Annotated in this window: 18 protein-coding genes; 16 read left to right on the top strand and 2 right to left on the bottom strand. The window is 49.0% G+C overall.

Annotation, left to right across the window (positions count from 1 at the left end; translation table 11 throughout):
- Positions 1-6 precede the first annotated feature (6 nt).
- From A8990_RS02265 to A8990_RS02195, 15 genes are all read left to right on the top strand, one after another.
- Positions 7-825, top strand: coding sequence for a carbohydrate ABC transporter permease (locus tag A8990_RS02265; protein ID WP_116187408.1), 819 nt, complete (start codon positions 7-9; stop codon positions 823-825).
- A gap of 38 nt (positions 826-863) precedes the next feature.
- Positions 864-2,189, top strand: coding sequence for an ABC transporter substrate-binding protein (locus A8990_RS02260; RefSeq protein WP_116187407.1), 1,326 nt, complete (start codon positions 864-866; stop codon positions 2,187-2,189).
- A 24-nt stretch (positions 2,190-2,213) separates the two neighbouring features.
- The gene (locus A8990_RS02255; RefSeq protein ID WP_116187406.1) at positions 2,214-3,167 is read left to right on the top strand and encodes a CehA/McbA family metallohydrolase; all 954 of its coding nucleotides are present in this window, start codon (positions 2,214-2,216) and stop codon (positions 3,165-3,167) included.
- A gap of 75 nt (positions 3,168-3,242) precedes the next feature.
- Positions 3,243-4,025 (top strand): DeoR/GlpR family DNA-binding transcription regulator, encoded by a 783-nt coding sequence (locus tag A8990_RS02250; protein WP_116187405.1) that lies wholly within the window; start codon positions 3,243-3,245, stop codon positions 4,023-4,025.
- A gap of 41 nt (positions 4,026-4,066) precedes the next feature.
- Entirely contained in the window at positions 4,067-4,870 is an 804-nt protein-coding gene (locus A8990_RS02245; protein WP_116187404.1) for a histidinol-phosphatase HisJ family protein, read from the top strand.
- Between the two features lie 15 nt (positions 4,871-4,885).
- Complete coding sequence (locus A8990_RS02240) at positions 4,886-6,238, top strand: MATE family efflux transporter (RefSeq protein ID WP_116187403.1); 1,353 nt, start codon at positions 4,886-4,888, stop codon at positions 6,236-6,238.
- 55 nt (positions 6,239-6,293) lie between these two features.
- Positions 6,294-7,232: a metallophosphoesterase family protein gene (locus A8990_RS02235; protein ID WP_116187402.1), complete on the top strand. Its 939-nt coding sequence runs from the start codon at positions 6,294-6,296 to the stop codon at positions 7,230-7,232.
- Between the two features lie 304 nt (positions 7,233-7,536).
- Positions 7,537-14,385 carry a LamG-like jellyroll fold domain-containing protein gene (locus A8990_RS02230; RefSeq protein WP_181909364.1) on the top strand — a complete coding sequence of 2,283 codons (6,849 nt, stop codon included), beginning with the start codon at positions 7,537-7,539 and terminating at the stop codon, positions 14,383-14,385.
- A gap of 124 nt (positions 14,386-14,509) precedes the next feature.
- The gene (locus A8990_RS02225; RefSeq protein WP_181909363.1) at positions 14,510-15,958 is read left to right on the top strand and encodes a methyl-accepting chemotaxis protein; all 1,449 of its coding nucleotides are present in this window, start codon (positions 14,510-14,512) and stop codon (positions 15,956-15,958) included.
- A gap of 398 nt (positions 15,959-16,356) precedes the next feature.
- Complete coding sequence (locus A8990_RS02220; RefSeq protein ID WP_147306755.1) at positions 16,357-18,330, top strand: hypothetical protein; 1,974 nt, start codon at positions 16,357-16,359, stop codon at positions 18,328-18,330.
- Positions 18,331-18,408: 78 nt separating this feature from the next.
- Positions 18,409-18,534 carry a ribonuclease FAU-1 family protein gene (locus tag A8990_RS32645; protein ID WP_116187398.1) on the top strand — a complete coding sequence of 42 codons (126 nt, stop codon included), beginning with the start codon at positions 18,409-18,411 and terminating at the stop codon, positions 18,532-18,534.
- A 200-nt stretch (positions 18,535-18,734) separates the two neighbouring features.
- On the top strand, positions 18,735-19,898 hold the full coding sequence (trpB, locus tag A8990_RS02210; protein ID WP_116187397.1) for a tryptophan synthase subunit beta: 1,164 nt from the start codon (positions 18,735-18,737) through the stop codon (positions 19,896-19,898).
- An 87-nt stretch (positions 19,899-19,985) separates the two neighbouring features.
- Positions 19,986-20,498 carry a DUF402 domain-containing protein gene (locus A8990_RS02205; RefSeq protein ID WP_116187396.1) on the top strand — a complete coding sequence of 171 codons (513 nt, stop codon included), beginning with the start codon at positions 19,986-19,988 and terminating at the stop codon, positions 20,496-20,498.
- 69 nt (positions 20,499-20,567) lie between these two features.
- A complete protein-coding gene (locus A8990_RS02200; RefSeq protein ID WP_116187395.1) occupies positions 20,568-21,260 on the top strand; it encodes a uracil-DNA glycosylase in 693 nt (230 codons plus the stop codon).
- Positions 21,261-21,335: 75 nt separating this feature from the next.
- Positions 21,336-22,196: an SPL family radical SAM protein gene (locus A8990_RS02195; protein ID WP_116187394.1), complete on the top strand. Its 861-nt coding sequence runs from the start codon at positions 21,336-21,338 to the stop codon at positions 22,194-22,196.
- Between the two features lie 75 nt (positions 22,197-22,271).
- Here the strand turns inward: A8990_RS02195 and A8990_RS02190 are convergent, their stop codons facing one another.
- Together A8990_RS02190 and A8990_RS02185 are read right to left on the bottom strand one after the other, a co-directional pair.
- Complete coding sequence (locus A8990_RS02190; RefSeq protein ID WP_245995814.1) at positions 22,272-23,285, bottom strand: S-layer homology domain-containing protein; 1,014 nt, start codon at positions 23,283-23,285, stop codon at positions 22,272-22,274.
- Between the two features lie 112 nt (positions 23,286-23,397).
- Positions 23,398-23,736, bottom strand: coding sequence for a L,D-transpeptidase (locus A8990_RS02185; protein ID WP_116187393.1), 339 nt, complete (start codon positions 23,734-23,736; stop codon positions 23,398-23,400).
- 182 nt (positions 23,737-23,918) lie between these two features.
- Here A8990_RS02185 and A8990_RS02180 point away from each other — a divergent pair, with 182 nt between their 5' ends.
- Entirely contained in the window at positions 23,919-25,007 is a 1,089-nt protein-coding gene (locus A8990_RS02180; RefSeq protein WP_116187392.1) for a C40 family peptidase, read from the top strand.
- Positions 25,008-25,375: the final 368 nt, after the last annotated feature.

Below are 25,375 nucleotides of genomic sequence, written 5' to 3'. Positions count from 1 at the left end.
AGAACAATGAGCTATGCGGCCAAAGTGCTACGAATCCTGTTACTTATTACTTTAGTTCTCGTGTTTGTGTTCCCTTTCGTTTGGATGCTCAGCACATCTTTAAAGACGTATTTGGAATCGATCAAGTTCCCGCCTGACATTTTGCCGAAAGTCCCGCAATTCGTCAACTACTACAAAACTTATGTTCGTATTCACTTTCTTCATTATGCAATGAATTCGGTTATCGTCACCTTCTCCATCGTGCTTGGCCAACTGCTCGTGTGCATTCCGGCAGCCTATGCGTTTGCCAAGAAAAAGTTCAGATTCGCCGGTCTTTTCTTTGCGATCATACTGATCGATTTGGTACTGCCGGCTCAAGTCACGTTCGTTCCCATTTATGTGCTGGTCAGTGATTTTGGCTGGCTGGATACCTATTGGGCCATGATTATTCCATTCATTTATTCGTCATTTGCGATATTCTTCATGACGCAAGCGTTCAAGCAAATCCCGGACGAGCTGCTCGACGCAGCCAGAATGGATAAGGCAACCGAGCTGCAAATCATTGTCCAGCTGATGCTGCCAATCGCGAAGCCATTCGTGTTGACTGCAATGCTGTTCACCTGCATTTCGAAGTGGAACGACTACTTCTGGCCGCTCATCTTGACGAATTCAGAAAGCGTGCGTACGTTGCCGATGACGGTCAAAGGCATGATTTCCGATACGCCTGGATTAACACATTGGAACGAATTGATGGCAGGCAATATGATGCTGATCATTCCGATCTTGGTCCTGTATATTGCAGCGAACCGTTTTATCAAGAATGCCTTTGTATACGGTATTAAGTAACCCTTAATATAAACAAAGAAAAAGTGGAGGAAATTCAAATGAGAATCAACTTGAAGAATGCAGTGGCTTTGGGTCTATTAGCAACGGTTATCGGAGTGACCGGCTGTTCCGAAGGAGCGCCGTCCACAGACAACAGCCAAGAAGGCGCAGCGCAAAACGCATCAGCAGCAGAAAAGGTAAAGGTTGATTTTTGGTCTATCTGGGATCCGTCACAGGGCAACGGAAAGTTAATGGCCGATGCTGTGAAAAAGTTCAATGACGCAAATCCGGACATCGAAGTCGTTATGTCAGGCCAAGGCGGCTACGACGGCGTAGCTGAGAAGCTGGAAGCGGCGCTTGTTGCCAAAAACACCCCGGTCATCGCTCAAATCGAAGAGTCCTTCCTAGGTCGTTATAATCCTATTGCAGCGGATCTGAGTAAATATATGTCCAAATCGACAATCGACAATTACATCGAAGGCTTGACACGTTCAAGCTTTGCGGACGGCGTTTTCAAAGCGGCGCCGATGAACCGCAGCACGCCGATTCTGTACATGAACGCGGATTTGGTTAAAGCAGCCGGATTGGATCCGGCAGGCCCGAAAACTTGGTCTGAGCTGCAAGAATATGCAAAAAAATTGACAGATCCGGCCAAAGGCATTTATGGGTTCTCCGGCTACTGGGATACGGATGCATGGTATTGGGAATCAGCCGTTTACTCCTACGGCGGCGAGATGGTCAACAAGGATGGAAGCCAGGTTGCATTTGATAATGAAAAAGGCAGTTCCATTGTGAAATTGTTCCAGGACATGGTTAAAGATAAAACGATGTTAAATGCATATAGCGCGCAGGAGAATCAGTCCGATCTGATCAAGCAAAATTTCCTTGACGGCAAAGTTGCGATGGATTTCGATTCCATCGGATCGATGGGTCAGCTTGTCAATAACACGAAGTTCAACGTTTCCGTTGCATTCCAGCCGCAAGAAGGCGGGAAGAATTCCATGGTGACCGGCGGAGCGAACGCGATCATTATTGACAAAGCGACAGAAGAGCAGAAGAAAGCGGCTGGAAAGTTCCTCGATTTCTTGTCTCAAGACGAGAACGTAGTGAATTTCTTCGAACAAACGGGCTATCTGCCAACTACCAAGTCTGCATTGGAAACGCCGGAATTAAAGAAATGGCTGCAAGAGAAACCGCAGTTCCAAGTTGCGATCGACCAGCTTCAATTTGCGCACAGCCGGCCTTGGTCGAAGAATTGGAAAGCGATCTACACGTCCAACGTTGAATTTGTGAAAAGCGCTCTGATTGACACTTCCAAAGATCCGAAGCAAGTCGTTCATGATGCAGCAGTTGCAGCGCAAAAGATTATCGATGAAAACAAATAAGCTGAACCAGGATGGTGAATGTGTATGACTATGATTACTAAAAAGAGTTTCATGGATGGCGGAAACTGGTATAAAGGAAACCTGCACGGTCATTCCACCTTATCCGACGGTGCTCTCACGCCGGAAGAGCTTCGAAAGGCTTATAAAGAACGAGGCTATTCTTTCATTGCGCACTCCGAGCATGATTTCTTTACGAACTTCGAGCAGGAGAATGAGCCAAATTTCATCCTGCTTCCAGCCAGTGAAGTAGGCATCCGGATGCCGGCTGGCGATATCAGAATCTTTCACCTGCATGTCATAATGGGAACTGACGAGCATCTGCGGGCAGCGACGAAAGAGCCGCTTAGGCATATGGAGCCAATCATTTGGCCGGATTTCGTCAGCATTGATACGGCACAGCAGTTCATTGACGATATGGTGGCACGAGGCAATATCGTCATGTTCAATCATCCGCATTGGTCCACCGTTGAGTGGGAAGATGTCTATGCACTGGATAACCTGTTCGCGCTAGAAGTCTACAACCATTGCTCGGAGTGGCATGAGAACATGGGCAATTCCCGAATTATGTGGGAAACACTGCTGCGTAAAGGCAAGAAGCTTTGGGGGACGGCAACTGACGATAACCATAACAGATATCCGGGCGACATCTACAACGACTCTTTTGGAGGCTGGGTAGTTGTCAAAGCCCCCGAGCTGACGCGCAATGCAGTTGTCCAAGCATTGGTCGAAGGCAGCTTCTATTCCTCGACGGGTCCGGAAATCTATGAGTTCCGCATCGAGAATAATGAAGTCATCTTCGAATGCTCTCCGGTTGAACGCATTTATATGAATGGAGATGTCCGCCAGTATCAAATTGAGCTTGGCGAGAATATTACATCCCTTCGTAAAAAACTGCGGGGAGACGAGAAATTTATTAGAGTCGAATGTCTTGATAAATTTGGAAAGTTTGCTTTTACAAATCCGATCTATTTAGATTAATCATTCGATCTGTTTATCAAACCGGGAAACAGATCGCGTTGAATCCCGGTTTGATTCTATGAATGGAGAAGGTGAATGCTAGTGCTGCAGGTTGAACGAATGGGCATGATTTTGGCAGAGTTGAATGCCAAAGGAAGAGTAACGGTTAATGAGCTCTCCGAACAATTGAACGTTTCCAAGGTGACCGTTCGTCGAGACTTGGACGCGTTAAGCCGGGAAAACAAGCTGCTTATCGTACACGGGGGCGGCATCAAGCCTAACTTTACTTTGTACGAGGCGCCATATAGCCAGCGCAACTCCATCCATATCCAGGAGAAACAGCGCGTTGGCATGAAAGCGGTTGAACTGATCGACGATTATGATGTGATCGCCTTAGGCGTAGGCACGACTACAATTCAGATATCCAACCACTTATTAAATAAAAAAAACTTGACGATCATCGTTGGCTGTATCCAGGTATTGAACAGTCTTATCGAGCGTAAAAAAGCCGGTTATTTTACGGGAAGAATTATTTTTCTTGGCGGCGAGATCGACACGGATCAAATGTTCGCATCAGGATCGATGACGATAGACTTGCTCGAGAAGTTTTATATTGATAAAGCGTTTATCGGTGCGAATGGCTATTCGATCGCGCATGGAATCACAACCTATCATATCGACGAAGGCAATCTTCTCAGAAGAATGATCGAGCGATCGAACAAAGTGCATATCGTGATTGACCATTCGAAGATTGATGTGAAATCCATGTACAAATATGCAGATTACAACGAAGTGAATGGTGTGATTTGTGATACAGAACCGCCTGTTGAATGGAAGGAAAAGCTTGCCCACGCGAACATTAGCTGGGTGAAGGCGTAACTCAGCAAAGATGCGACTATCGTGAAGGAAGGTTTAGTGAAATGCAAGTTTCGAATTTGATTGTGGATCAGCATGTCCACTCCAATTATTCTCCCGACTCGGAAGAACCGATGAAGAATATTGTTGAACATGCGATAAGTTTAGGGAAGAAAGCCATCGTGACAACGGACCATTTTGATTATGATTGCAAGTATTTCAAGAAAGACGTCCTGATCGACATGGTCAGTTACGAGCAAGAGGTTGCAGAGCTGCGTAAAGCCTATGACATAGAAATACGGAAAGGCATCGAGGTTGGTTATCGAAAAGATTACCATCATGAAATTAATGCATATTTGCAAGGATATTCTTTTGATTTGGTTTTGCTATCCGCTCACAACAATGGCGTGTTGGATTTTGCGGAAGAAGCTTTTCACAGTCAATCCATGAATCGGATCTTGGAGGAGTATTTCTCGCATGTTCGCGATGCGGTCCAACTGATGGATAATTATGATGTTGTGGCACATCTTGATTATGTTAGCCGGTACACGAAGAGAATCGTTGATGTAGAGGATTACGAGCGTTGCAAATCCATGCTGTATGACTTATTTGAGATCATGATAAAGAAGGATAAAGTGTTGGAGTTGAATACGACAGGGCTGTATCGGCAAGGTTGGATTCATCCGCACAGCTGCCTGATTGAAATGTACCTGGATTTAGGCGGCAAATGGTTCTCGCTCGGTTCCGATGCCCACCGGGTCGGCAGTTATGAACAAGGGTTCGGCCAGGCGCTGAAATTGCTGAAATCGTATGATATTCATGAAGTCGTACAGTTTCGCAATCGGGTTCCTTATTTCGTGACGATATAGGGGACGCAACAGCAGATGGGAAATTCAAGAAATGAATTCAACAGCAAGTTATTGCAGTTATCCGTTCCATTGACTTTGCAGTTTCTGTTTGCATCATCTTTTATGCTAATCGATTCGATGATGGTAGCAGGCTTGGGGGAAGAGTCGATTGCTGCCGTTGGCATTGCCGGTCAATTCGAGTTTTTGCTCGGGATGATTCTGGCAGGCGTGTTGAGCGGTCCGTCCGTATTTATATCTCAATATTACGGGGAAAGAGATTATGACTCGATAAAGAAGCTGGCGGCATTGACTGTATTTAGCGGTCTGGCAATCAGCATTGTTTTTGTTATCCTGCTTACGTTCGGCTCCCCATTCATATTTGCTCCTTTTACGGGAGATCAACAGCTGCTGAATATGACAGCGACATTTGTGTCCATTATGAGCTGCGGGTATGTCGCATCAGCTGTTACGACCGCATATGTGATGAGCTTGAAGAGCATCGGCGTTGTGAAAGTGATTATGTATTTGACCATCTTGTCGCTTTGTCTGAATACTTTTCTGAATTATGTGCTCATTTACGGTCATCTCGGATTTGCTGCCATGGGGGTATACGGTGCCGCGGCAGCTACTATGATCTCTAAGCTGCTTCTCCTCTCGACAACAATCGTGTATGTGTATGTATGGAAGAAGGAAGTAGCTGTATCATTAAAGATCTTGCCTCGGATTGACCGAGAACTGATCAGGAGCGTTTTCCGGATTACGAAGCCTATCATTATCCATGAGTCGTTATGGGGATTAGGAACAACGATGTACATGGTGGCATTCGGCATGAGCGGCGCTGCAGCGATCGCGTTGATTCAGATTTCGAAGGTAATCGGCAATTTTGTATCCGCAGCTATATCAGGGTTCGCGCAATCGGCGAGCGTTATGATTGGCGAACAGATCGGATTGCAGAACAGGGAACAGGCGCAAAATTATGCGGAACGATTCACGCGGATCGGCTGTATCTTGGCAATTGTCATTGGGGCAGCCTTGTTTATTTCGGCGCCGCTCGTTGTCAGGTTTTTTCATATTAGCGAGCAGCTGCACGGACAGGCCATATGGATTCTCCGAATCATGTCTTGTGTATTAATTTGCAATTTTCTAAACAACATCTGGATCGTCGGCGTCTTCCGCAGCGGCGGTGATACGCAATATTCCATGAAGCTTGTGCTTAGCTCCACGTGGCTAGTCGGGATACCGCTCGCATTCTTCGGAGCGGGCATCATGAAATGGCCGATTGAAGTCGTGTACGGCCTGTATGCGACGGAGGAAATCTCCAAGGCCATTATCGGCTTATGGCGCTACAAGTCCCAGCGTTGGCAGCATAATCTCATCCATTCAGCCTAGCCGGTCTTCGGGTGGTTGGAAGTGAATTTTATTTTACTAGAAACGAGGGAGATCGATGACGAAAAGGTTGGCTTTTCGCGAAGATAATAGATTTGTGATCGTTCAATTCACGGATGTTCATTGGCGGAACGGAGACGAGCTGGATCAAAGAAGCCGCAAGCTGATGGATGACATACTGAGCGCAGAACAGCCGAATCTGGTTGTGTTTACCGGAGATACAATAATGGGATTAAATACCGACGATCCGATCCGAGCGTTTAACGAAGCGGTTGCGGTCGCCGAAGATCGCGGGATTGCCTGGGCGCTCGTGTTTGGAAATCATGACGACGAGGGCGGCAAGTCGCAGGTGTTGAATGCGGAGTTGATGGTGCTTCAGGAGAATAGCAAGTACGGGATAGGGAGTTCAGGCCCTGAGGATGTTCACGGTATCGGAAACTTTGTCGTGGAACTGACGGACAATCGGGAAAGCGATGCCAAAGTGGTTCTGTATTTTCTAGACTCGGGTGCTTATGCGCCGAAAACAATCGAATGGGATTGGATTCGTCAATCCCAGGTCGATTGGTACACGAAGCTATCGAAAGGCTATAAAGCAAACAACGGAGGTACGCCGGTTCCTTCGCTTGCCTTCTTCCATATCCCGCTGCCGGAATATGAGGAGGCATGGCGGCAAAACGTCTGCTACGGGGTCAAGCACGAGGATATAGGCTGCTCGCGGATTAACTCAGGTTTGTTCGCGGCAATGCTGGAGAACGGCGATATGATGGGTACGTTCGTCGGACATGACCACATCAACGATTTCTGGAGCGAGCATCATGGGATCCAGTTATGCTACGGCAGAGCTTCTGGCTACAATACGTACGGGCGAGAAGGATTCCCTCGCGGCGCGCGGGTGATCCGGCTGCATCTTGGAGAACCCGGCTTCGAATCCTGGCTGCGGCTTGATGATGGCGTGGTCGTGGAGCAGCAAGCCGAGCACCGTACGGAAACAACATAATCACACGATCCTCCTTGCAGCCTCTGGGTATCAAACTCAGATGATAGCGAAGGAGGATTTTTATTTAATAGGGGGTCTTCAACAGGTTTGGTCCGAAAATCGTAGAAAAGTTCATTTTCTCCTTTTCGTGCTCACTCTAAAATACAAGTTGACAATGTATAAGCGCTGCATCTGACGCCTGTTCTTGGAGATTGCAGCGGTTTTTTTTGTCACTACAAACGGTATGCAAATTGTAGAGAAAGGGGGACAGAGACATTTTTTCACTAGGATTGATTCGCAAAAATACCATAGAAGGGACGATAATATGAACAAGCATAGACGGACATCACGCTTGGCAACACGTCTGATATCTTTGGTTCTCAGCATGTTGCTGGCAGCAATTGCATTACTGCCGGCAACAGCTTTCGCAGAAACCTCTCCCGCCTCGGATCCCTTCCAAGGCGAGATCCTTTTCCCCTTCAATGAGGGTAACGGTACGACCTCCAGCGCCGTTTCGGGCGGTCTCACGGCCACATTGAACAACTATGTGTGGGATACGGACAACAGCGGACGGGGCGGTACGCACGCGATCTCCAATGACCAAACAGGCCAGAACGGGATCACGCTCGACTACGGTTCTCAGTTCGCGAGTGTAAATGATCTGAGCATGGGCGTTTGGGTTAAGCCTTCTGCTCCAAGTCCTGGAGCAACCAGTTCTTTATTGGCCCCGCCTTATGCCGGTACCACTGGCAATTGGGGATTCACTAATGGCGAAATCTGGTGGGATATCAACTGGGGCACTAGTGAAAACAACTACGCCGACACAAAGATAGATTTTCTATCTTACGGAGCTGATGGCTCCGAATGGAATAGTAACTTTTCAGCGCCAGCGGGGAATTTGGCCGACGGCAATTGGCATTATCTGGCGTTCTCTTTCAGCGCGACGGCGAAAACAGCCGCTCTGTACGTGGACGGAAGTAAGGTCGGTGAAAAGACCTACACTTCCACATTCCCCGTGAATCTGCAAGCATACAAGTGGTTCGGCGGGAATGGCTATCAGGGACGTGCGTACACCGGCCTTCTGGATGAGCTTTCCGTATTCCCTTCCGTTCTCGACGGCAACGCGCATGCAGCGCTGTTTGACAGAGCGCCTAATACGAGCGTTAACGGCAATCCAGGCGATCCGGGTGATCCATTGCCTGGCGAGATCCTGTTCCCTTTCAATGAGGGGAATGGTTCGACCTCCGGCGCCAACTCTAGCGGTCTGACGGCCGCGTTGAACAATTATGTGTGGGATACGGACAACAGCGGAAGGGGCGGTACGCACGCGATCTCCAATGACCAAACAGGCCAGAACGGGATCACAATCGACTACGGCTCTCAATTCGCAAGTTTAAATGATCTTACCATGGGCGTTTGGGTGAAGCCGACGAACCCGGGTGCTGGAAAAAGAAGTTTTTTAATGGCCCCGCCGTATGCCGGCACCAATGGCGACTGGGCGATCCATAATGGTGAAATCTTGTGGAATATCACTTGGGGAACCGAGGCAAACCATTATGCCGATACAAGTATAAACTTTACCTCCTATGGATCTGATAACTCCGAATGGGATAGCAACCTGACTGCGACGGCAGGGAATCTGGCCGACGGCGACTGGCACTATCTTGCGTTCTCCTTCAGCGCGACGGAGAAAACAGTCGCGCTGTATGTGGACGGCAGTAAAGTCGGTGATAAGACCTACGGCAATACTTTCCCTATCAATCTGCAATCGTACAACTTTTTCGGCGGGAGTGGCTACATAGGAGATGAGTACATCGGCCTCCTGGATGAGCTTTCCGTTTTCCCTTCCGTTCTGGGCGACACCGATCATGCAGCGCTATTCAACAGAGCGCCTAATACGAGCGGCGGCAATCCGGGCGATCCGTTCCAAGGAGAGAATCTATTCCCTTTCAATGAAGGTACTGGTAAGACATCCAGCGCCATTTCGGGCGGTCTTACGGCTACATTGAACAACTATTTGTGGGATACCGACAACAACGGACGAGGCGGTACTCCATCGATTTCTTCAGACGACAGAGGCGCGAGCGGACTCACAATCGACTACGGCCCTCAGTTCGCGAATCTTAATGATCTTACGATGGGGGTTTGGGTTAAGCCTACAATCCCAGCCGAAATCCAAGATGTCGGAAGAGTCAGCTATTTAATGGCCCCGCCTTATGGCGGCACCAATGGCGATTGGGGACTCCCTAATGGAGACATCTGGTGGAATATCAAATGGGGCACCGAAGAAAACAATTATGCTGACACAACATTACACTTCCTGGATGTAGGATCGGACAACGCCGGTTGGGATGGCGGCTTTTCTGCGACAGCAGGGAACCTGGCAGACGGTAACTGGCACTATGTGGCGTTCTCCTACAGTGTGACGGATCTCAAAATCAAGATGTATGTGGACGGCAGTCTGATCGGCGAAAAAGCTTATACTTCCCTATCCCCGGTCAATCTGCAAGCATACAAATGGTTCGGCGGGAATGGCTATCAGGGACGTGCGTACACCGGTCTCCTAGATGAGCTTTCCGTTTTCCCTTCAGCTCTTGACGACGCTACGCAAGAAGCGCTGTATAACAGAGCGCCAAATACAGACGGCACCGGTCAGCAAGCTGATCCAGCCGACACCGATCAAGTAGGCGACAATACCTATTATGTGGCTAAGACCGGCAATGACAGCAACCCAGGAACGGAAGCCGAACCTTTCCTTACGATTCAGAAGGCAGCCGATGTTCTCCTGCCAGGCGAGACCGTGATCATTCACGAAGGCGTGTATGGGGAATCGGTGCGTCCGAAGTACAACGGCACGGCTGATCATCCCATTACCTACAAAACGGCCGACGGCGAGAAAGTGGTCATTTCCGGCGCGGACCAGATAACCGGGACATGGCAGACGGCTTCAAACACCAGCGCGGTGCAATATGACCCGAATAACGCAAACCTCTGGAAAGTAGACGTTAGCTTGCCGATGGGCAATTATCGCAATCAAATTTTCGTAGACGGCGAATCCATGCTGAACGCACGATATCCGAACGTCGCGAAGGAAGACGCGTACTATCGTCCGAACACGCTGACCTATGTGTTCGACGGGGCTAACGCCAGCGTTGGCGGCTGGTCTACCCCGGGTGGTAAGCTGCGCGATCCCGAGCTGAACCAACCTGCCGGTACTTGGGACGGTGCAGCCATCGTGGGCATGGACAACCGCTATTGGAACAATTCCGGCGCCGAAGTCGTCTCATCCACACCTGGTTGGCTTAACCTAGCAAACATTAACTTCTACGAGCTAGGCCCAACCGGCTACGCATCAGGCGATGATTTCCCTTACTATATCCAGAACGCCATGGCAGCTCTGGACGCGCCATATGAATGGTTCTATAACCAGGGTAGCGGAACGCTGTATTTACAGCTCCCTAATGGCATGAACCCGAACGATCTGGATGTTCGTTACAAAGCACGTGAATGGGGCCTCGATCTATCCAGCCGCAAGTACATCCATATTGAAGGCATTGATCTGAACGGCAGCAACCTGACCATGCGTAACGGCGTGAGCAATGTAGTTGATCATATGACGGCCAAGTACGTCACCTCGTTCCTGTCCCCGGATAATGAGCGGGGCGGCATCATCGTCGGCGGCAAGAACAACACTCTGATCAACAGTGAAATCGCTTATTCATCCGGCGCTCTGGTCACCGTCGAGGGCGAGGGCAACAAGATCGTCAATAACAAGCTGCACGACGCGACTACCGGTCCCACCATGTTTACCTTCTCGATAACGATTACGGGAAGAAACCACCTGATCAGCCACAACGAGGTGTATAACGCCAGCAGCACGCTGATCGGAGGCAGCTTCTACGCCAGCGAAATTTCCTACAACGACATTCATGACGGAAACTGGCACAGTTCCGACTGCGGTCTCATGTACTTCGCTTATACCGATTTGGGTAACAGCCAGATTCATCACAACTTTATTCATGACTCCCACAACCCATTTTCCAATGGCGTGTACTTTGACCTGGGAGCCAAAAACGCCCAAGTATTCGACAATGTTTTTTGGAATTTACCGTGGGCGGCCAATTTTGTAAACTCCAGCTCCGAGTTTGTCTCCGTGTTCAACAATACGGTATTCCAAGGAGCAACGAGTCACCCGAACCCGGAAATTTACACGAACTCCCCGGGCGACGCCTACATGGACGTTTATATGAACAACATCGTGGATTCCCGCGGCGTGGGCACTGACAACATCAATGCCGGCGCGGTAGTGAAGGACAATTACAGCAGGCCGGAAAGCGATATCGATGGAACCGCAACCTTTAACGACCCATCGGCGTTTGACTTTACCCTGAAAGCCGGTTCTCACGCAATCGGCTCGGGTGCATACCAGCCAGGAGACAACTGGACGGCCGGTCTGAAGGGCACTCCGGTAACGGTCGACGAAGTCAGCGGCGGTCCGCAGCTCCTGCCTTACGCGAACAGAAACCTGCTATTCAACAGCGGTTTTGAGTGGCCGCGGCTCGACGTCCAAGGCATGGGCTCATTACCATATTGGACGAAGACAGGTGTAGGAAGTGCATCCTTAGTTCAAGCCTCTTCATCGGCAGACAACGCACATGCCCGCGAGCAGTACGCAGTGGCGCTGACCGGTCAGAACATTGGTCTCGAGCAGACAATCACCGGGCTGGAACCAGGTAAGGATTATGTTCTACGCGGCTTTGCTCGGGTGGGCAGCGGCAGCGATCCTGCTGGACAAAAGGCAGAAATCGGTGTACGCATCGGTGCGGCCACTCTCAAGGGTGAATTGGACCGGCCCGCATGGCGATCGGTATCGATCAAATTTACTGCAGACGCGACCGGAGAAGCCGTGATTTATGCAACAAAGACAACATCCGGCTCACAGGTCCTGGTAGACGACTTCTCTGTTGTGAGCGCCGATATGGTGCCCGACCTTTCGCCGCCAAGCGACGACCTGTACCCGATGGTGAAATCCCCTGTGGCACTGTTGGACGATATGCTGTTTAATGATTCCAAATGGACTGTGACGGGTCAGTCTTCGTTTGTGAAAGACGAACCGACCGGCCTCACTCTGGAAGTTCAGTCCGGTCAGTCAGCAGCAGCGTTCTACACGCAGGAGAAGTACGCAGACAAGGACTTCTATTTGAAACTGGGCGTGAATCAAAATCTTGACGCGCTCGACTTGACCCTTATACTGCGGGCAAATGCGGCGACGCGAGATGCCAACAGATACGAGATTGCTATTCATGGCACGACAGCCACACTGACCCGTTATTACAACGGCACAAGTACCCAATTGGGCCAGTGGCAGGTGGACATCAACGACCGGCTCTTAAAGGCCGGCGCAGTATGGGATGATAACAACGGAAGCGGAAACGGCATTGTAACCGTAACCCTCAAGAGCGGGAACGATACGCTGTTCTCCTTCGGTGATGACAGTAACTTAAATGTCTCCACCTCCGGCTACTTCGGTCTGGCGACTGAATCCTCCGTCGAACTCGGACGCGTGACCGAATATGTGGATATGACCTCAGTCATCGCGGATAAGGCCAATTGGAAATCCGGCGCTTCGAATACTTGGACGAATAACGATACCTCGTTGACTCCTGCCGTGGGTGCAACTGCAGGTTACGCAGGCAGAACATTCGGCGATGCAGAGTTCGTGGTTGACTTTATGTCCGGCATGAACACCGGAGCATTCCCTGCTTTTATCCTGCGGTCTCCGACTGAGCAGGATCTTCTTGACAACCCTTGGAGCGGCGCGAAATACGCTGTTATCCTCAAGGAAGGTTCTTTTGAGATTCAGCATTGGCAAGAGCTCTGGAAGCCTGGCTCAAGCATCCTGTCGGGTGACGGCAGATCGGCATTGGCTGATAACAAAGGCTTTGTAGCACCCTATAAAAACACACTCGTTAAAGTCAGCACGGTGAACACGGACTATGGCGTGTGGATCCGTCTCAAGGCCGGCGACACCATCGTCGCAAGCTGGTTTGACGAGAACAATTACATTCAAGGGGCAGGGTATTTCGGGATCAGCGGCTACACCGAGCCCGTGACGATCTCCGTGCCAAACGAGAGTACGTACGTTCCTGTCATCGGGAACCCGGACGATAAGCCAAACAGCGGCACGGTGGATGCCTCAGCGCTGCAACAGCTGATATCTCAAGGCGAAGCGCTTGTTGAAGCTGATTACACGCCTGAGAGCTGGGCAGCATTTGAGACAGCCTTAGACAATGCGAAGGCTGTTGTGGCGAACAACGCCGCGACCCAAGTGCAGATTGATGCGGCGGTTACTTCGCTGCAAGCGGCGATAACCGATCTGGTGAAAGAGGAAACCCCTGCACCAATCGCAGTTGCCGGTATCACCGTGACAGGTGCATCGTCGATCGACACTCTGGGAGCAACAGCGCAAATGAACGCGGCTGTAACGCCTGATAACGCGACCGACAAATCGGTCACTTGGACGGTCGTCAGCACGGATGGCAGCGGGGCAGACAAAGCGACGATCGACGAGAACGGCCTGCTGACGGCGGTTGCTGACGGCGTGGTCAAAGTCGTCGCCACGGCGAAGGACGGATCGGGCGTAACGGGCGAAAGCCTCGTCACGATTGATTCGACGCCGCCAGTAATCGCTGCGCCGAGCGATCTGTCGTTCCTCCAAACGGAAGCGGTATCGATCGCGTTCTCCGCAAGCGACAGCGGAAGCGGATTGAAGTCAATGAGCGTATCCTTTAACGGCACGACGACATCCGGAACGGTATCTGTAAATCCGATCGGTCTTGCAGTTGGAACGTATCCGATTGTCGTTACGGCGACGGATAATCTCGGTCATCAAACGACGAAGACGTTCAGCTTGGAAATCACGATCGAAGTCGCTCAATTAGACGAACTGATCTCTCTCGGGCAGGCTGGCGGTTTGATTTCGGACGCCAAAACCGCGAAGTCTCTTCAATCGGATATCGACAAAATCCAAAAGGATCAAGCGAAAGGCAAGCTTGACTCGAAATCATTTAAACAGCTGGAAAAGGATATCGACAAGGAGAAAGGCAAGAAGATCAACGCCGCCTTCGCGGATAAGCTGCAGCATAGCATCGAAGTTCTGAAGAGTTCCCTGTAAGAATGCGGAAAAACCGACTTGCGAGAGCGAGTCGGTTTTTTAATTAAATGTTAATGTTGAAAGGTTTTTTGCCGAAGTAATGTGTAGGAGTCGAATAAATGGCCATGGAAAGGATATTAACATCATGAGTGAGCAAAATTTGGAGTTGCACCAACGAAACAAATTGATGTCTTATTTGATTTGGGCCAGTCTTTTGCTTGGTATTGGAGCAAGTTATGACACCCCCAACACGATTATTATCTTGTTGCTTAGCGGCTTGCCTGTCGCAGTGGCATGCACGGTGATGACGTGGATGAAGAGGGGGGTTCCTTACGTCAAGTATATGATTACGGGAGGACTCGGAGTCATCTCCTTTTTCTTCCTGCGTGAGACAATCGATTTCAGCAACATATTCATTCTGTATCTCAGCTTGGCAATCGTATCGCTATATCATGATTATAAACCACTTACGCTCAGCGGTTTATTGGCTGTCATAATGGCAAACTACTTTCTCGCTGCGAAAGAATCTTATCAAGGGGCGGACGTCATTGGCGTGAACGCCTTCCTCATCCTCGTCGTGGCGGCGTTGATCGCTCAGAGCCGGATCGGTAGCAAGATGCTGGAGCGTGTGGCGATTGCCGGAGCGGGGGCCGAAGCTTCGAGGAAACATTCCGTCCAAGTGCTGGATGAAGTCAAACAGTCGGTTGAAGTCCTGGACGCGTCCAATTCGAGCATGCAGGAAAGCGCTGGCGCAACCGGCAAAATCGCGAGCGAGCTTGTGGTCGCGTTCCAGCAATTGGCTGAGGGGATCGAGATGCAAGCGACGAGCGTTTCCGATATTACCGCTGCTTTGCACGACGTGAACGAAACGATTGTCCAGACGAACCATTCATCTGCCTTGATGAGCGGCAAATCCCGCGACACGGCGGATATGACCTCGCAAGGGAAAGAGCAAATGGATGTTCTAGCCGACACGATGGATGGCATCGCTCGTATTGTTCGAGATACGTCCTTGGTGATGGGCGAAGTGAACGAGCAAAATGGCAAAATCGGCGACATTGTCGCAGCCATTTCGAATATAGCGAACCAGACGAATTTATTGTCCCTGAATGCCTCCATTGAAGCGGCGAGAGCGGGCGAGCATGGTAAGGGCTTCTCCGTCGTCTCCATTGAAATCCGAAAGCTCGCGCAGCACGCGCAAGACGCATCGACCGAAATTTCGAACATTCTCGGATTGATACAACAGAAAGTGCAATTGGCGGCCAATATGGTAGCAGAAGGCCAAAAAGCGTCGGAATCCGGTATCGTCGTCACAAACAGCGTCGAGCAGTTGTTCGCGAGGATCAACAGCAATTCCGCCGAAGTATTGAATCATGCGGAAAACTTGCGGGCGATGAACGAAAGCCTGAAAGCCTCCTCGCAAACCGTCATGGACGAAATGACTTCCGTAGCATCGGTCACCGAACAATCGTCTGCGTCCGTCGAGCAAGTATTAGCCAGCGCCGAAGAACAAAGCAATCGGGTTGGCGAAATTGTGGACAGTATCCGCGGGCTCAATGATCTGACCGGCAAACTCAAAGCGTTAACGAGATAGTTCGTTCGTGCATCAGACAAGAAATCATGATGAATGTCTATACAAGACTATTGTTAACTTGAAACCTCCTTGCAGCATTTGGGTCTCAAACTCAGATGATTTTTAAAGGAGGATTTTTTTTTGGCAGGAAGAATGACGAGAAACTCCAGCGAAACAAGCACTTGATCAAATTCCTCAAAGATTAGGTTTAGGGCTTTCCTGGGAATTTTGAGGGATTACTTAGAGAATGTGAACCGCAGCATTAGGAAAACCATTGAATCGCCATTATTAAATTGGATTATAGAGGTTTGAAACTGATTTTTCTTTTCTTGAAATGGTTGCATCTTTTACATGCATATTAACACTAAATTTAGAGAAGAGACGTGAACAGATTGATACAACAAAGAAACCTACGACATATGTTAAGAAATCAAGCGCATTTTAATCCATTCAGTGATAAATTTGACTCTGAAAAAATTTCAAAAGATTTAGAAACATATCGGGAGTTAAAAAAGTCTGGAGAAGTTATTAACGATTATGATCCCGATGATTTTAATGCCTTAAATATCATTGAGGCAACACCATTATTTAATGCATATTTTAAGCAACTCTATGATTACATGAAAGATGCAATCAATAAGACACAAGCGCACCCTGAAAATATCATTAAGTATCTGGTAGCTATTGTGAACTCTCAGACAAGTGACATTAATAGAGAGGTCGTCGATAAGATAGAGAATATCAATAGTGCAATTAGGCTTGAGGAGATAGCTACTTTTCAGGTCCATTCCGCTGTCGAAGGAAACCCGATTAATGCAATCGGTGCATTTGAAATTCAAATTGATTTGTTAAATATTTTAATTAATTACTTAGTGTATTTCTTAGATATAAAAGGATTGCATGATAACTTTAATGAAGATGAGTTAGAGCACATAACAAGATATATGTTTTCTACATCTAATGTGTTGTGTGTGGTTAAAGATTCCTATGATATAGTGACATGGGAGGATGGCAGAATTGTTGAAATGCCTAATAATGAAATTCATCTAAAGTATAAAGATGATACTTACCCTGTATTGCAGAGAATTGGACTACATAGAATTGAGCGAAATGTCTTAGCAAGTAAGGTTGAATTTCATAATATTTATTTAGAAAACTCACGGATTGCAGATGTGATAAATCTTAAAAGAAAAAAAGCGGTAGTTACGGAGCTTAGAATTAATAACCGAGGGTTCATTGATTTTCAGATTTCAAAGACAACACAACACATAATAAATGAAGAAATTATTACTGGTCTTGCAGCAATAGTATCCTTCTATCCTCATATTAACTTAGAGCCACTAAAGAATCTAAACAGACTAAATATCCAGGATTTAATTATTCTTTATGGTGAATTGTTGTCTCTATCGAACTCAATCGAAAATATATTTAGTGAGCAGGAATCGATTAAGGATTCAAAATTGAAGTGTTATCTTGCGAGAATAAAAAAGAAAGAATTAATATCTTATTTACAAAATTTAACTACGTATTCTAAAGCGCAAATAGAATCATTTCTCACAGTTATTGAGAGTGATATCTATTTAAAAAAGAGTAGGATTAATTTGTGGTCAAGACCTTTATTGAAAACAAGGGATGTTTATTTTTTTATTCTACCTGCGCTCAAAGCGCCTAACTATCTTCAAATGATTGATGAATGGCTTGAATCAGCTCAATACTCATTGAAAGATCGAGGTACTGCGCTAGAAAAACTAATAAAAAGCGATATGGTTCGGTTCTTAGCGTCGAAAGGGAGCTATGCAATTGTACCTCAAAAACAAAAATTTATTCTCAGCAAAAAGGAGTCAGAGGAGATAGATCTTATCGTTTCAATGGAGAAAATGGTATTTATTGCTGAGATAAAGAACATAAAGTTTCCGATGGAGCCAAGGGACTATCATAATGGATATAAACGGTTAAAAGAAGGAGCGGAACAAGTATTAAGAAAGAGAGATTTTATACTAAGGAATGCTTCTAGTTTTGAAGCTGAATTAAATGGAATACGAGGGAAGCAGATTCATGTTGCAGTAATTTGTAACTATCCGCATTTCACAGGCATTGAAATCGATGGGGTCCCAGTAATTGATTATATGGTATTGCAGACATATATGAACAAGGGGGAAATCACGGATTTGAAAGTCGAATTTAATGAGGATGATTCTACTGATGCTGAAATAATCAATACTAAAAGAATTTGGACTAACATTGATGACTTTTATAATAACTTTGGAAGCTATTTAAAGAATCCAACTATCATTGAACAAATAGATCCTTTTATTGAACTAGGAAAAAGTCGAATTACGATGGAAGAGGCTGATCCACGAATGTTTATGCAAGTAGCAGAATTTTCAAGTTAACATAATTTGTGAAATTGTCGAAAGATATATGTTTAAGTTCATTATTCTCCAGATCTTAAAGTAGTGCTTTACTAGAGATTGACATCAATAGTCTCATTCATTGATCTTGATATTGATCTCGTCTATCGGAGCGGGAAATTGGAAGTCGTCGATGAGGATGAATTTGTTTTTATTCAGTCCAAATCGGCTATCCTCCTGAGTTGATTGCTAGGATACGGCAAGAGCACGAGAGTTTGCGGGGGCGCATCGCACGGAAACAGTTCCCTTATGCGGATCAATTGAACGGTTTATATCTTGCATCCCGCGGAACTAGATTTCTTTTGACAAAAAGGGACAAGCCTCCTTAAAATGGAAGGGGTTACATATGCTTGCGAATCGAATTGATCCAGTGGAGGCTGAAGCAGATGAATCAGGAGATGGCAGAAAGAGGATATTTTGGCGAGTTTGGCGGTAGTTTCGTTCCACCTGAACTGCAGGAAGTATTGGACCATCTGGAAGCTCAGTTTCTGAAGTACAAGGACGACCCGGAATTCAATGAAGAGTACCGCTACTACCTGCGCGAGTACGTTGGACGGGAGAACCCGTTGACGTTTGCGAAGCAGCTGACCGAGAAGTGGGGCGGCGCGAAAATTTATTTAAAGCGTGAAGACCTGAACCACACAGGAGCGCACAAAATCAATAACGTTATTGGCCAGATCCTGCTCGCCAAACGTATGGGCGCGAAGCGCGTCATTGCGGAGACAGGCGCTGGGCAGCATGGGGTTGCGACGGCAACGGCATGTGCGATGTTCGGCATGGATTGCATCATCTACATGGGTGCTGAAGATACGCGCCGGCAAGCGCTGAATGTGTTCCGGATGGAACTTCTCGGTGCCAAAGTCGTGCCAGTTGAGAAAGGCCAAGGGCGCCTCAAGGATGCGGTAGACGAAGCGCTGAACGATCTCATAGCCAACTATCGCAATACGTTCTATTTGCTCGGCTCAGCGGTTGGCCCGCATCCGTTCCCGACGATGGTGAAGCATTTCCAAGCGGTCATCAGCGAAGAGTCGAAGCGTCAAATTTTTGAAAAAGAAGGCAGGCTGCCTGATGCCGTACTCGCTTGCGTAGGCGGCGGCAGCAATGCGATCGGTGCCTTCGCGCACTATATCGACGAGCCGTCCGTTCGCCTAATTGGCGTTGAGCCGGATCAAGCGCCGTCGCTCACAGAAGGCGTGCCAAGCGTACTGCACGGATTCAAATGTCTTGTCCTGCTCGATGAGCAAGGCAATCCGAAGCCAACGTATTCGATTGCCGCTGGTCTCGACTACCCAGGTATCGGACCAGAGCACAGCAATATGAAAGTGAACGGCCGTGCGGAGTATGTGACGGTAACGAACGAAGAAGTGCTTGAAGCGTTCCAAGAGCTATCGCGGACGGAAGGCATTATTCCGGCGCTCGAAAGCTCGCATGCGGTCGCCTATGCGAAGAAGCTTGCGCCTACGCTCGATAAGGACAAGATTCTGATCATCAACCTGTCCGGCCGCGGCGATAAGGACGTTGAGCAAGTCTTCCACATGCTGCATAAGTAATTGATGATGATGAGTCTCCTTTGCTTCTTGTTCTGATTGATTCAGAATGATGGCAGAGGAGGCTTTTGATTTAAGGAGGACATCGCAATGCAAGTTCCGATTACGATTCAAGCTCGAAAATATGGCGACCGCCCCCATTATGAGTGGAGTACGACATTGCTCGAGCGAACGGACTCGCATATCTTCGTGCTCGCTCATTACGGAAGGAAGCTGAAGCATTTTACGAAGGGCAAGACGTTCACGGTAGAGAATTGGACGATCGAGTGTTTTCCGTTCGATGCCTGGTTTACGGTAAGTGCGGATATCGTGGATGGGCAGATTACGCAGTATTATTGCAACATCAGTGAGCCTGCCCGAATGGAAGGCGATACCGTTACATTCATAAATCTTGATATTGACCTCGTCTGCAAGCGCGGGAAGTGGGAGGTCGTTGATGAGGACGAGTTTGAGCTGCATTCGGCTCAGTTCGGATATCCTCCGGCACTGATCGCCAAGGTGAGGCAAGAGCTTGCTAATTTGCAGCAGCGTATTGAACGGAGTCAGTTTCCTTTTGACGGATCAATTGAGTGCTTTATATCGCATATACCATCACAAGTTTAGTGGCTTTGTGCTTTTGCGGTGGACATGATAGAATCACTATCTCACTTCTTTATTTACCGGAGGGCATTCATGCATTGGAATATAGATAACGACTGGTCAACCGTACTGGCGGAGGAGACGCACAAGCCATATTTCACGAGCCTCATGTCTCGGCTGGCGGAGCAGTATGAGCATGACGCGATCTACCCGGAACCGTCCGATGTGTTCAACGCGCTGCGGTTTACCCCGTACGCCGATACAAAGGTTGTCATTATCGGGCAAGATCCATACCACGGACCGGGGCAAGCGCATGGTCTCAGCTTCTCGGTGAGGCATGGAGTCAAGACACCGCCATCGCTGCAAAATATGTACAAAGAGCTGCAGGAAGACCTCGGCTGCACGATTCCGGATCATGGCTGCCTGGAGGCGTGGGCGAAGCAAGGTGTGCTGATGCTCAACAATGTGCTCACAGTCAGAGCAGGGGAGCCTGCTTCCCACAAAGGAATCGGCTGGGAGATATTCACCGATGCCGTCATTGCGGCATTAAATGCACGTGAGCTTCCAGTCGTGTTCATCCTGTGGGGCAAGCACGCGCAGGAGAAGGCAGCAGCAATTGATGCGGATCGGCACCATGTGATCGCCTCGGCGCATCCGAGTCCTTTTGCCGCGCGCAAAGGTTTCTTCGGCAGCCGTCCATTCTCGCGCGCGAATGACTATCTGCGAGAGCTCGGAGTGCAAGAGATTGATTGGGAGATTCCGGCACTAGCCAAGATGACCGTCTAATCGTCTAACCGTCTAACAATTTATCAGTCTAACAGTAACAGTCTAAGCAGTTCGAGAAGGAGGCAGACTGAGCCTATGTCAACAGATGCTTCGAAGTCAGCGAGCGATCACGATGCCGAGGTCAAGGCTAAGGCGAAGAAGTCGACAATCCGTCTACTTAACCCGGCATCCGGTTATCTGACTGGATATAGCTATACGCTCAATCCCTATTCGGGCTGCGTGTTCGGCTGCTCCTACTGTTATGTGCGGCGGATGCCGATCGCGCTGTTTCGGAACGAGCCGTGGGGAGAGTGGGTGGATGCGAAGCCGCTGGATGCGGCGCAGTTCCGCAAAGAGTGGCACAAGGCGCTGACGAAAGGCGAAGTCACCGTCTTCATGTCATCCGCGACCGACCCTTATCAACCAGCGGAGTATAAGGAGCGGGTGACGCGGCGCGTGCTCGAGGTGATGGCGGAGGAGCCGCCGGCATTCGTGCTCGTCCAGACGCGCAGCCCGCTCGTGGAGCGGGATATTGATCTGCTGCAGCGGCTCGGGAAGCATGTCCGCGTCAGCATGACAGTGGAGACGGACATGGAATCCGTCCGCAAAGAGCTGACGCCCGCGGCGCCGCCGATCGCCGCCCGGCTGCGCGCGATCCGCACGCTTCGCGAAGCGGGCATCGCCGTGCAGGCGGCCGTGTCGCCGCTGCTGCCTTGCAGCGAAGCGTTCCCTGCGCTGCTCGCCGAAGCGGTCGAGCGCGTCGTCGTCGACGACTTCTTCCGCGGCGATGGCAGCAGCGGCAAGCGCTCGGCGCAGCTTAAGATGGCCGAGCGGTATGCAGCGCTCGGCCATGGCGAGCTCTACACGCCGGAGACCGCGGACCGCTTCGCCTGCGCGCTGAAACGGCAAATGCCCGAAGGAGCCGTCTACTTCGGGCAGGCAGGGTTTATGCCCTAACATAGAAGAGACCCTCTGAGACCAAGCCTGCTTGGTCACAAAGGGTCTCTCTTTTTTCTTTCTAATTTTTAGACATTATTGATTTTCAGCAGTAGATGATGCACTTGCACCTGAATCTGCAGCAGACGTTCCGTTCGCGCCGATAATACCTGTCGAGCCGCCGATGGAAGCGCCCGACGCGCCAAGTACTGGCGTGTAAGCGGAAGACACGTACGTAACTGCTTTCACCTCGGTAATGACTTGCGGGTACATTTTGTCCTTATCCGGGGAAGTTGGTTCTACATAGATGATCGCTTGATTGCCCTCGAACGAGATCGAAGCAATACGAACGCCATAACCTGGGTTCGGCGCTTGTGCGGACACGGTCACTGCATTAACATCCTTGTTGACTGCTGCAGTAAATAGCTTCACGTCAAAGAGCGGAGATGGTGTCGGTTGCTCAACTGGCATCGAAGAATGCTCCTCCACGAATTTGATTGTGTTGTAGAGCCAGCCAGCCGCTTCACTGCGAGTGATGGCGGCTTTCGGATTAAACTTCTGGCTCGCATCGACCTGAATAATATGCGTCGTTATTAGCGTCTGAATACTGCCAAAGTAAGACGGATTAACGTCCGCTTGATCCTTCAGCACAACGCCAAGATCATCGAAGGCATAATTGCCTGTGCGCAGAAGCGTTTTGTACAGATGATGGGCGAACTGTTCACGTGTCATGCTTGCAGCGGGATTCGTATCACGAGCCAAATCCAAATCGTTGTAAGCCGCGATAATGAAGGTGTCTGCATACCACGCATCATTCTTCATCATGGAGAAGCTGTCGGACACTTCAGGCTTCTTGAAGAAACGAAGGTTATCGATGTTAAGTCCAAGACCTTTGACAAGCATCGTAATGCCAGCCGCGTAGGTCACTTTGCCATTCGGCACGAACAGATCGTTCTTGCTTCCACTTCCGCTCAAAATGCCGCGTTTCTGCAGCTCGGTTATTTTCGCCTCATTCGGATCCTGCTTCGTATCGGAGAACGCCCAAACAGATTGCGTTACAGCCAGAAACAACACGACCAGCATCGTCATGACGAGCAGCGGTTTTCTCATATTAATCCCCCTCTTGCGCATATGGCATGATTTTGCACTTGTACTATGTAGACGCACCTTCAAGTCACATTGTTGCATGAATTTCAGGTGCTGCTGCCTTGATTTTTGATCATTATGGCCTAATCGTCACACGTGTATGGATCGGAACGAGTGCGGACAAAGCCAGCACATCTTCATTATACATTCGAATACAACCGTGAGATACTTGTCTGCCGATGGAGCTCGGATCGTTCGTGCCGTGAATGCCGTAATGCGGCTTGGACAAGCCCATCCACAGGACGCCGAAAGGCCCGCCGGGATTGGGCTGTTTGTTAATGATCTCGTACTCGCCAGTAGGCGTTCGGGTGAGCATCTTGCCAATGCCGACAGGGAAGCCGCGGACGACGATGCTCCCGTCCAGCAAATATAATTGGCGGTCGGATAAATCGACGATAATTCGATAATTAGGCACCTTGGATTCACTCCTTTCCGTCAGCATATGAGCAAGCCGCAGCGGAGGAATGGGCAGTAGTCGAGCAGGCAGGGCAACCTCCGTCATGCGCATAGTTCGCAACCGATGAGGGATACTACATGTCCGTGTGGAAAATCAAACCACAGCCGATCGAGGACTATCAAAATAGGGAGGATCTATAGATGCTCAAACCATCCATGGTGCTTGCAAGTGCAGTACTGCTGCTCACTTCATGTGCGTCGGGCAGCGGCGGTACGGTCACGAAGAATAACACGGCAGGCTCTGTCGTCAATTTGAAGGCACAGGGGCAAGCAACGACCATTAAGACGAGGCACTGGGAAGAGAAGGGCGGCGTCTGGATTCCGGCGGAACGTGCCGCTTCGTATTTGCAGTATCACTATGACGAAAATGCTAAAAATCGCGTAGCTGCCATGGGCTTTACCGACCCGATCTACACGTTCAAGGTGGGTTCGAAGCAAGCGGAAATCGGTGATCAACAGATTCTGCTGAGCGATGCGCCGCGGATGATCGACAACAATGTATGCCTGGAGCTGCGCTCCTTGTCTCAACTCATTCAACAGCCGGTCCGTTGGGATTCTAACAGCCAATCGGTGATCATTGAAGCGCGGACGCATCAGCCCCCGACGAATGCGCTCGTGAATACCCCTCCAGGGGCGAGTCAGTTCCGTGCGCAGTCGACGGATATGAACAGCTACGACTATAACAGTCCGAACAACGACAATTCGAATTACGATAATCCCGACAACTATGATGAGAACGGCAATTACATCGGCGACGGCGGCAACTCCATTAATAACGGCTCCAATGAAGGGAACGGCAATAACGGGAACGACGTCGAGAACGGGAACAACACAGCAGATCAGGACAAAGTGGACGAGGTCATCGCATATGCGAAGAAGTACATGGGCGTGCCTTATAAATTTAATGCAGCCCCTTATGCGGAGAGCCGCAAGTTCGATTGCTCCTCGTTTGTGCAGCATATTTTCAAGCATGTCGGTGTCGACCTGCCTCGCTCCTCTCGTTCACAATCGACCGTTGGCAAGTATGTCACTCAGAAAAACTTCATCCCGGGCGATATCGTCTTCTTCTACACCCCCGGCCGTTACAAAACAAACAATATTGTCGGGCATGTCGGGCTCTATATTGGCAATGACCAAGTGATCCAGACATATGGCGATCCTGGGGTTACGATTACGAAGCTGAATGGCAACTGGGATGATCGGGTTATGTGGGGGAGAAGGGTGCTGTAACGGATATGTTCGGTTAATCAAGAAGCCGCTCCTGATAGGGCAATGTCATTAAGTTAACTCAATGACATTGACCGAGAATAGAAATGGAATCCAAAATGGCATGAGGGAAACCCCTGTGCCGTTTGTTTTTTTGGTGCAGTCTGAAAAAAGTGTACAGCAAACAAGCGGATAGACAATCCGCTTAAAAAATGTTCATTCGAACCGATTTATGCTACTCTGTAGACGAAGCTTACAGATGATTTATAGCGTGTTTTGCGCGTATTCTGCTGCCCTGGTCGAATCGGGCGAATCGGCAAAACGTTTCTTCGAATCAGTGCTTCAACATCAGACGGGGGTTCATCGTCTCTTGAGCGCAGGAAATGTCTACA

Source organism: Paenibacillus taihuensis (assembly GCF_003386535.1).
GTDB classification, from domain to species: Bacteria; Bacillota; Bacilli; order Paenibacillales; family Paenibacillaceae; genus Paenibacillus_Z; species Paenibacillus_Z taihuensis.
Note: the sequence above shows the minus strand (reverse complement) of the source record. Positions and strands in the feature narration are given on the sequence as shown.

Bases quoted from the DNA above. Each gene is read 5' to 3' on its own strand.
- A8990_RS02190 (WP_245995814.1), bottom strand. From the start codon at position 23,285: ATGAGAAAACCGCTGCTCGTCATGACGATGCTGGTCGTGTTGTTTCTG.
- A8990_RS02250 (WP_116187405.1), top strand. From the start codon at position 3,243: ATGCTAGTGCTGCAGGTTGAACGAATGGGCATGATTTTGGCAGAGTTG.
- A8990_RS02220 (WP_147306755.1), top strand. From the start codon at position 16,357: ATGTTAAGAAATCAAGCGCATTTTAATCCATTCAGTGATAAATTTGAC.
- A8990_RS02200 (WP_116187395.1), top strand. From the start codon at position 20,568: ATGCATTGGAATATAGATAACGACTGGTCAACCGTACTGGCGGAGGAG.
- A8990_RS02195 (WP_116187394.1), top strand. From the start codon at position 21,336: ATGTCAACAGATGCTTCGAAGTCAGCGAGCGATCACGATGCCGAGGTC.
- A8990_RS02245 (WP_116187404.1), top strand. From the start codon at position 4,067: ATGCAAGTTTCGAATTTGATTGTGGATCAGCATGTCCACTCCAATTAT.
- A8990_RS02225 (WP_181909363.1), top strand. From the start codon at position 14,510: ATGAGTGAGCAAAATTTGGAGTTGCACCAACGAAACAAATTGATGTCT.
- A8990_RS02230 (WP_181909364.1), top strand. From the start codon at position 7,537: ATGAACAAGCATAGACGGACATCACGCTTGGCAACACGTCTGATATCT.
- trpB (WP_116187397.1), top strand. From the start codon at position 18,735: ATGAATCAGGAGATGGCAGAAAGAGGATATTTTGGCGAGTTTGGCGGT.
- A8990_RS02265 (WP_116187408.1), top strand. From the start codon at position 7: ATGAGCTATGCGGCCAAAGTGCTACGAATCCTGTTACTTATTACTTTA.
- A8990_RS02205 (WP_116187396.1), top strand. From the start codon at position 19,986: ATGCAAGTTCCGATTACGATTCAAGCTCGAAAATATGGCGACCGCCCC.
- A8990_RS02260 (WP_116187407.1), top strand. From the start codon at position 864: ATGAGAATCAACTTGAAGAATGCAGTGGCTTTGGGTCTATTAGCAACG.
- A8990_RS02235 (WP_116187402.1), top strand. From the start codon at position 6,294: ATGACGAAAAGGTTGGCTTTTCGCGAAGATAATAGATTTGTGATCGTT.
- A8990_RS02255 (WP_116187406.1), top strand. From the start codon at position 2,214: ATGACTATGATTACTAAAAAGAGTTTCATGGATGGCGGAAACTGGTAT.
- A8990_RS02240 (WP_116187403.1), top strand. From the start codon at position 4,886: ATGGGAAATTCAAGAAATGAATTCAACAGCAAGTTATTGCAGTTATCC.
- A8990_RS02180 (WP_116187392.1), top strand. From the start codon at position 23,919: ATGCTCAAACCATCCATGGTGCTTGCAAGTGCAGTACTGCTGCTCACT.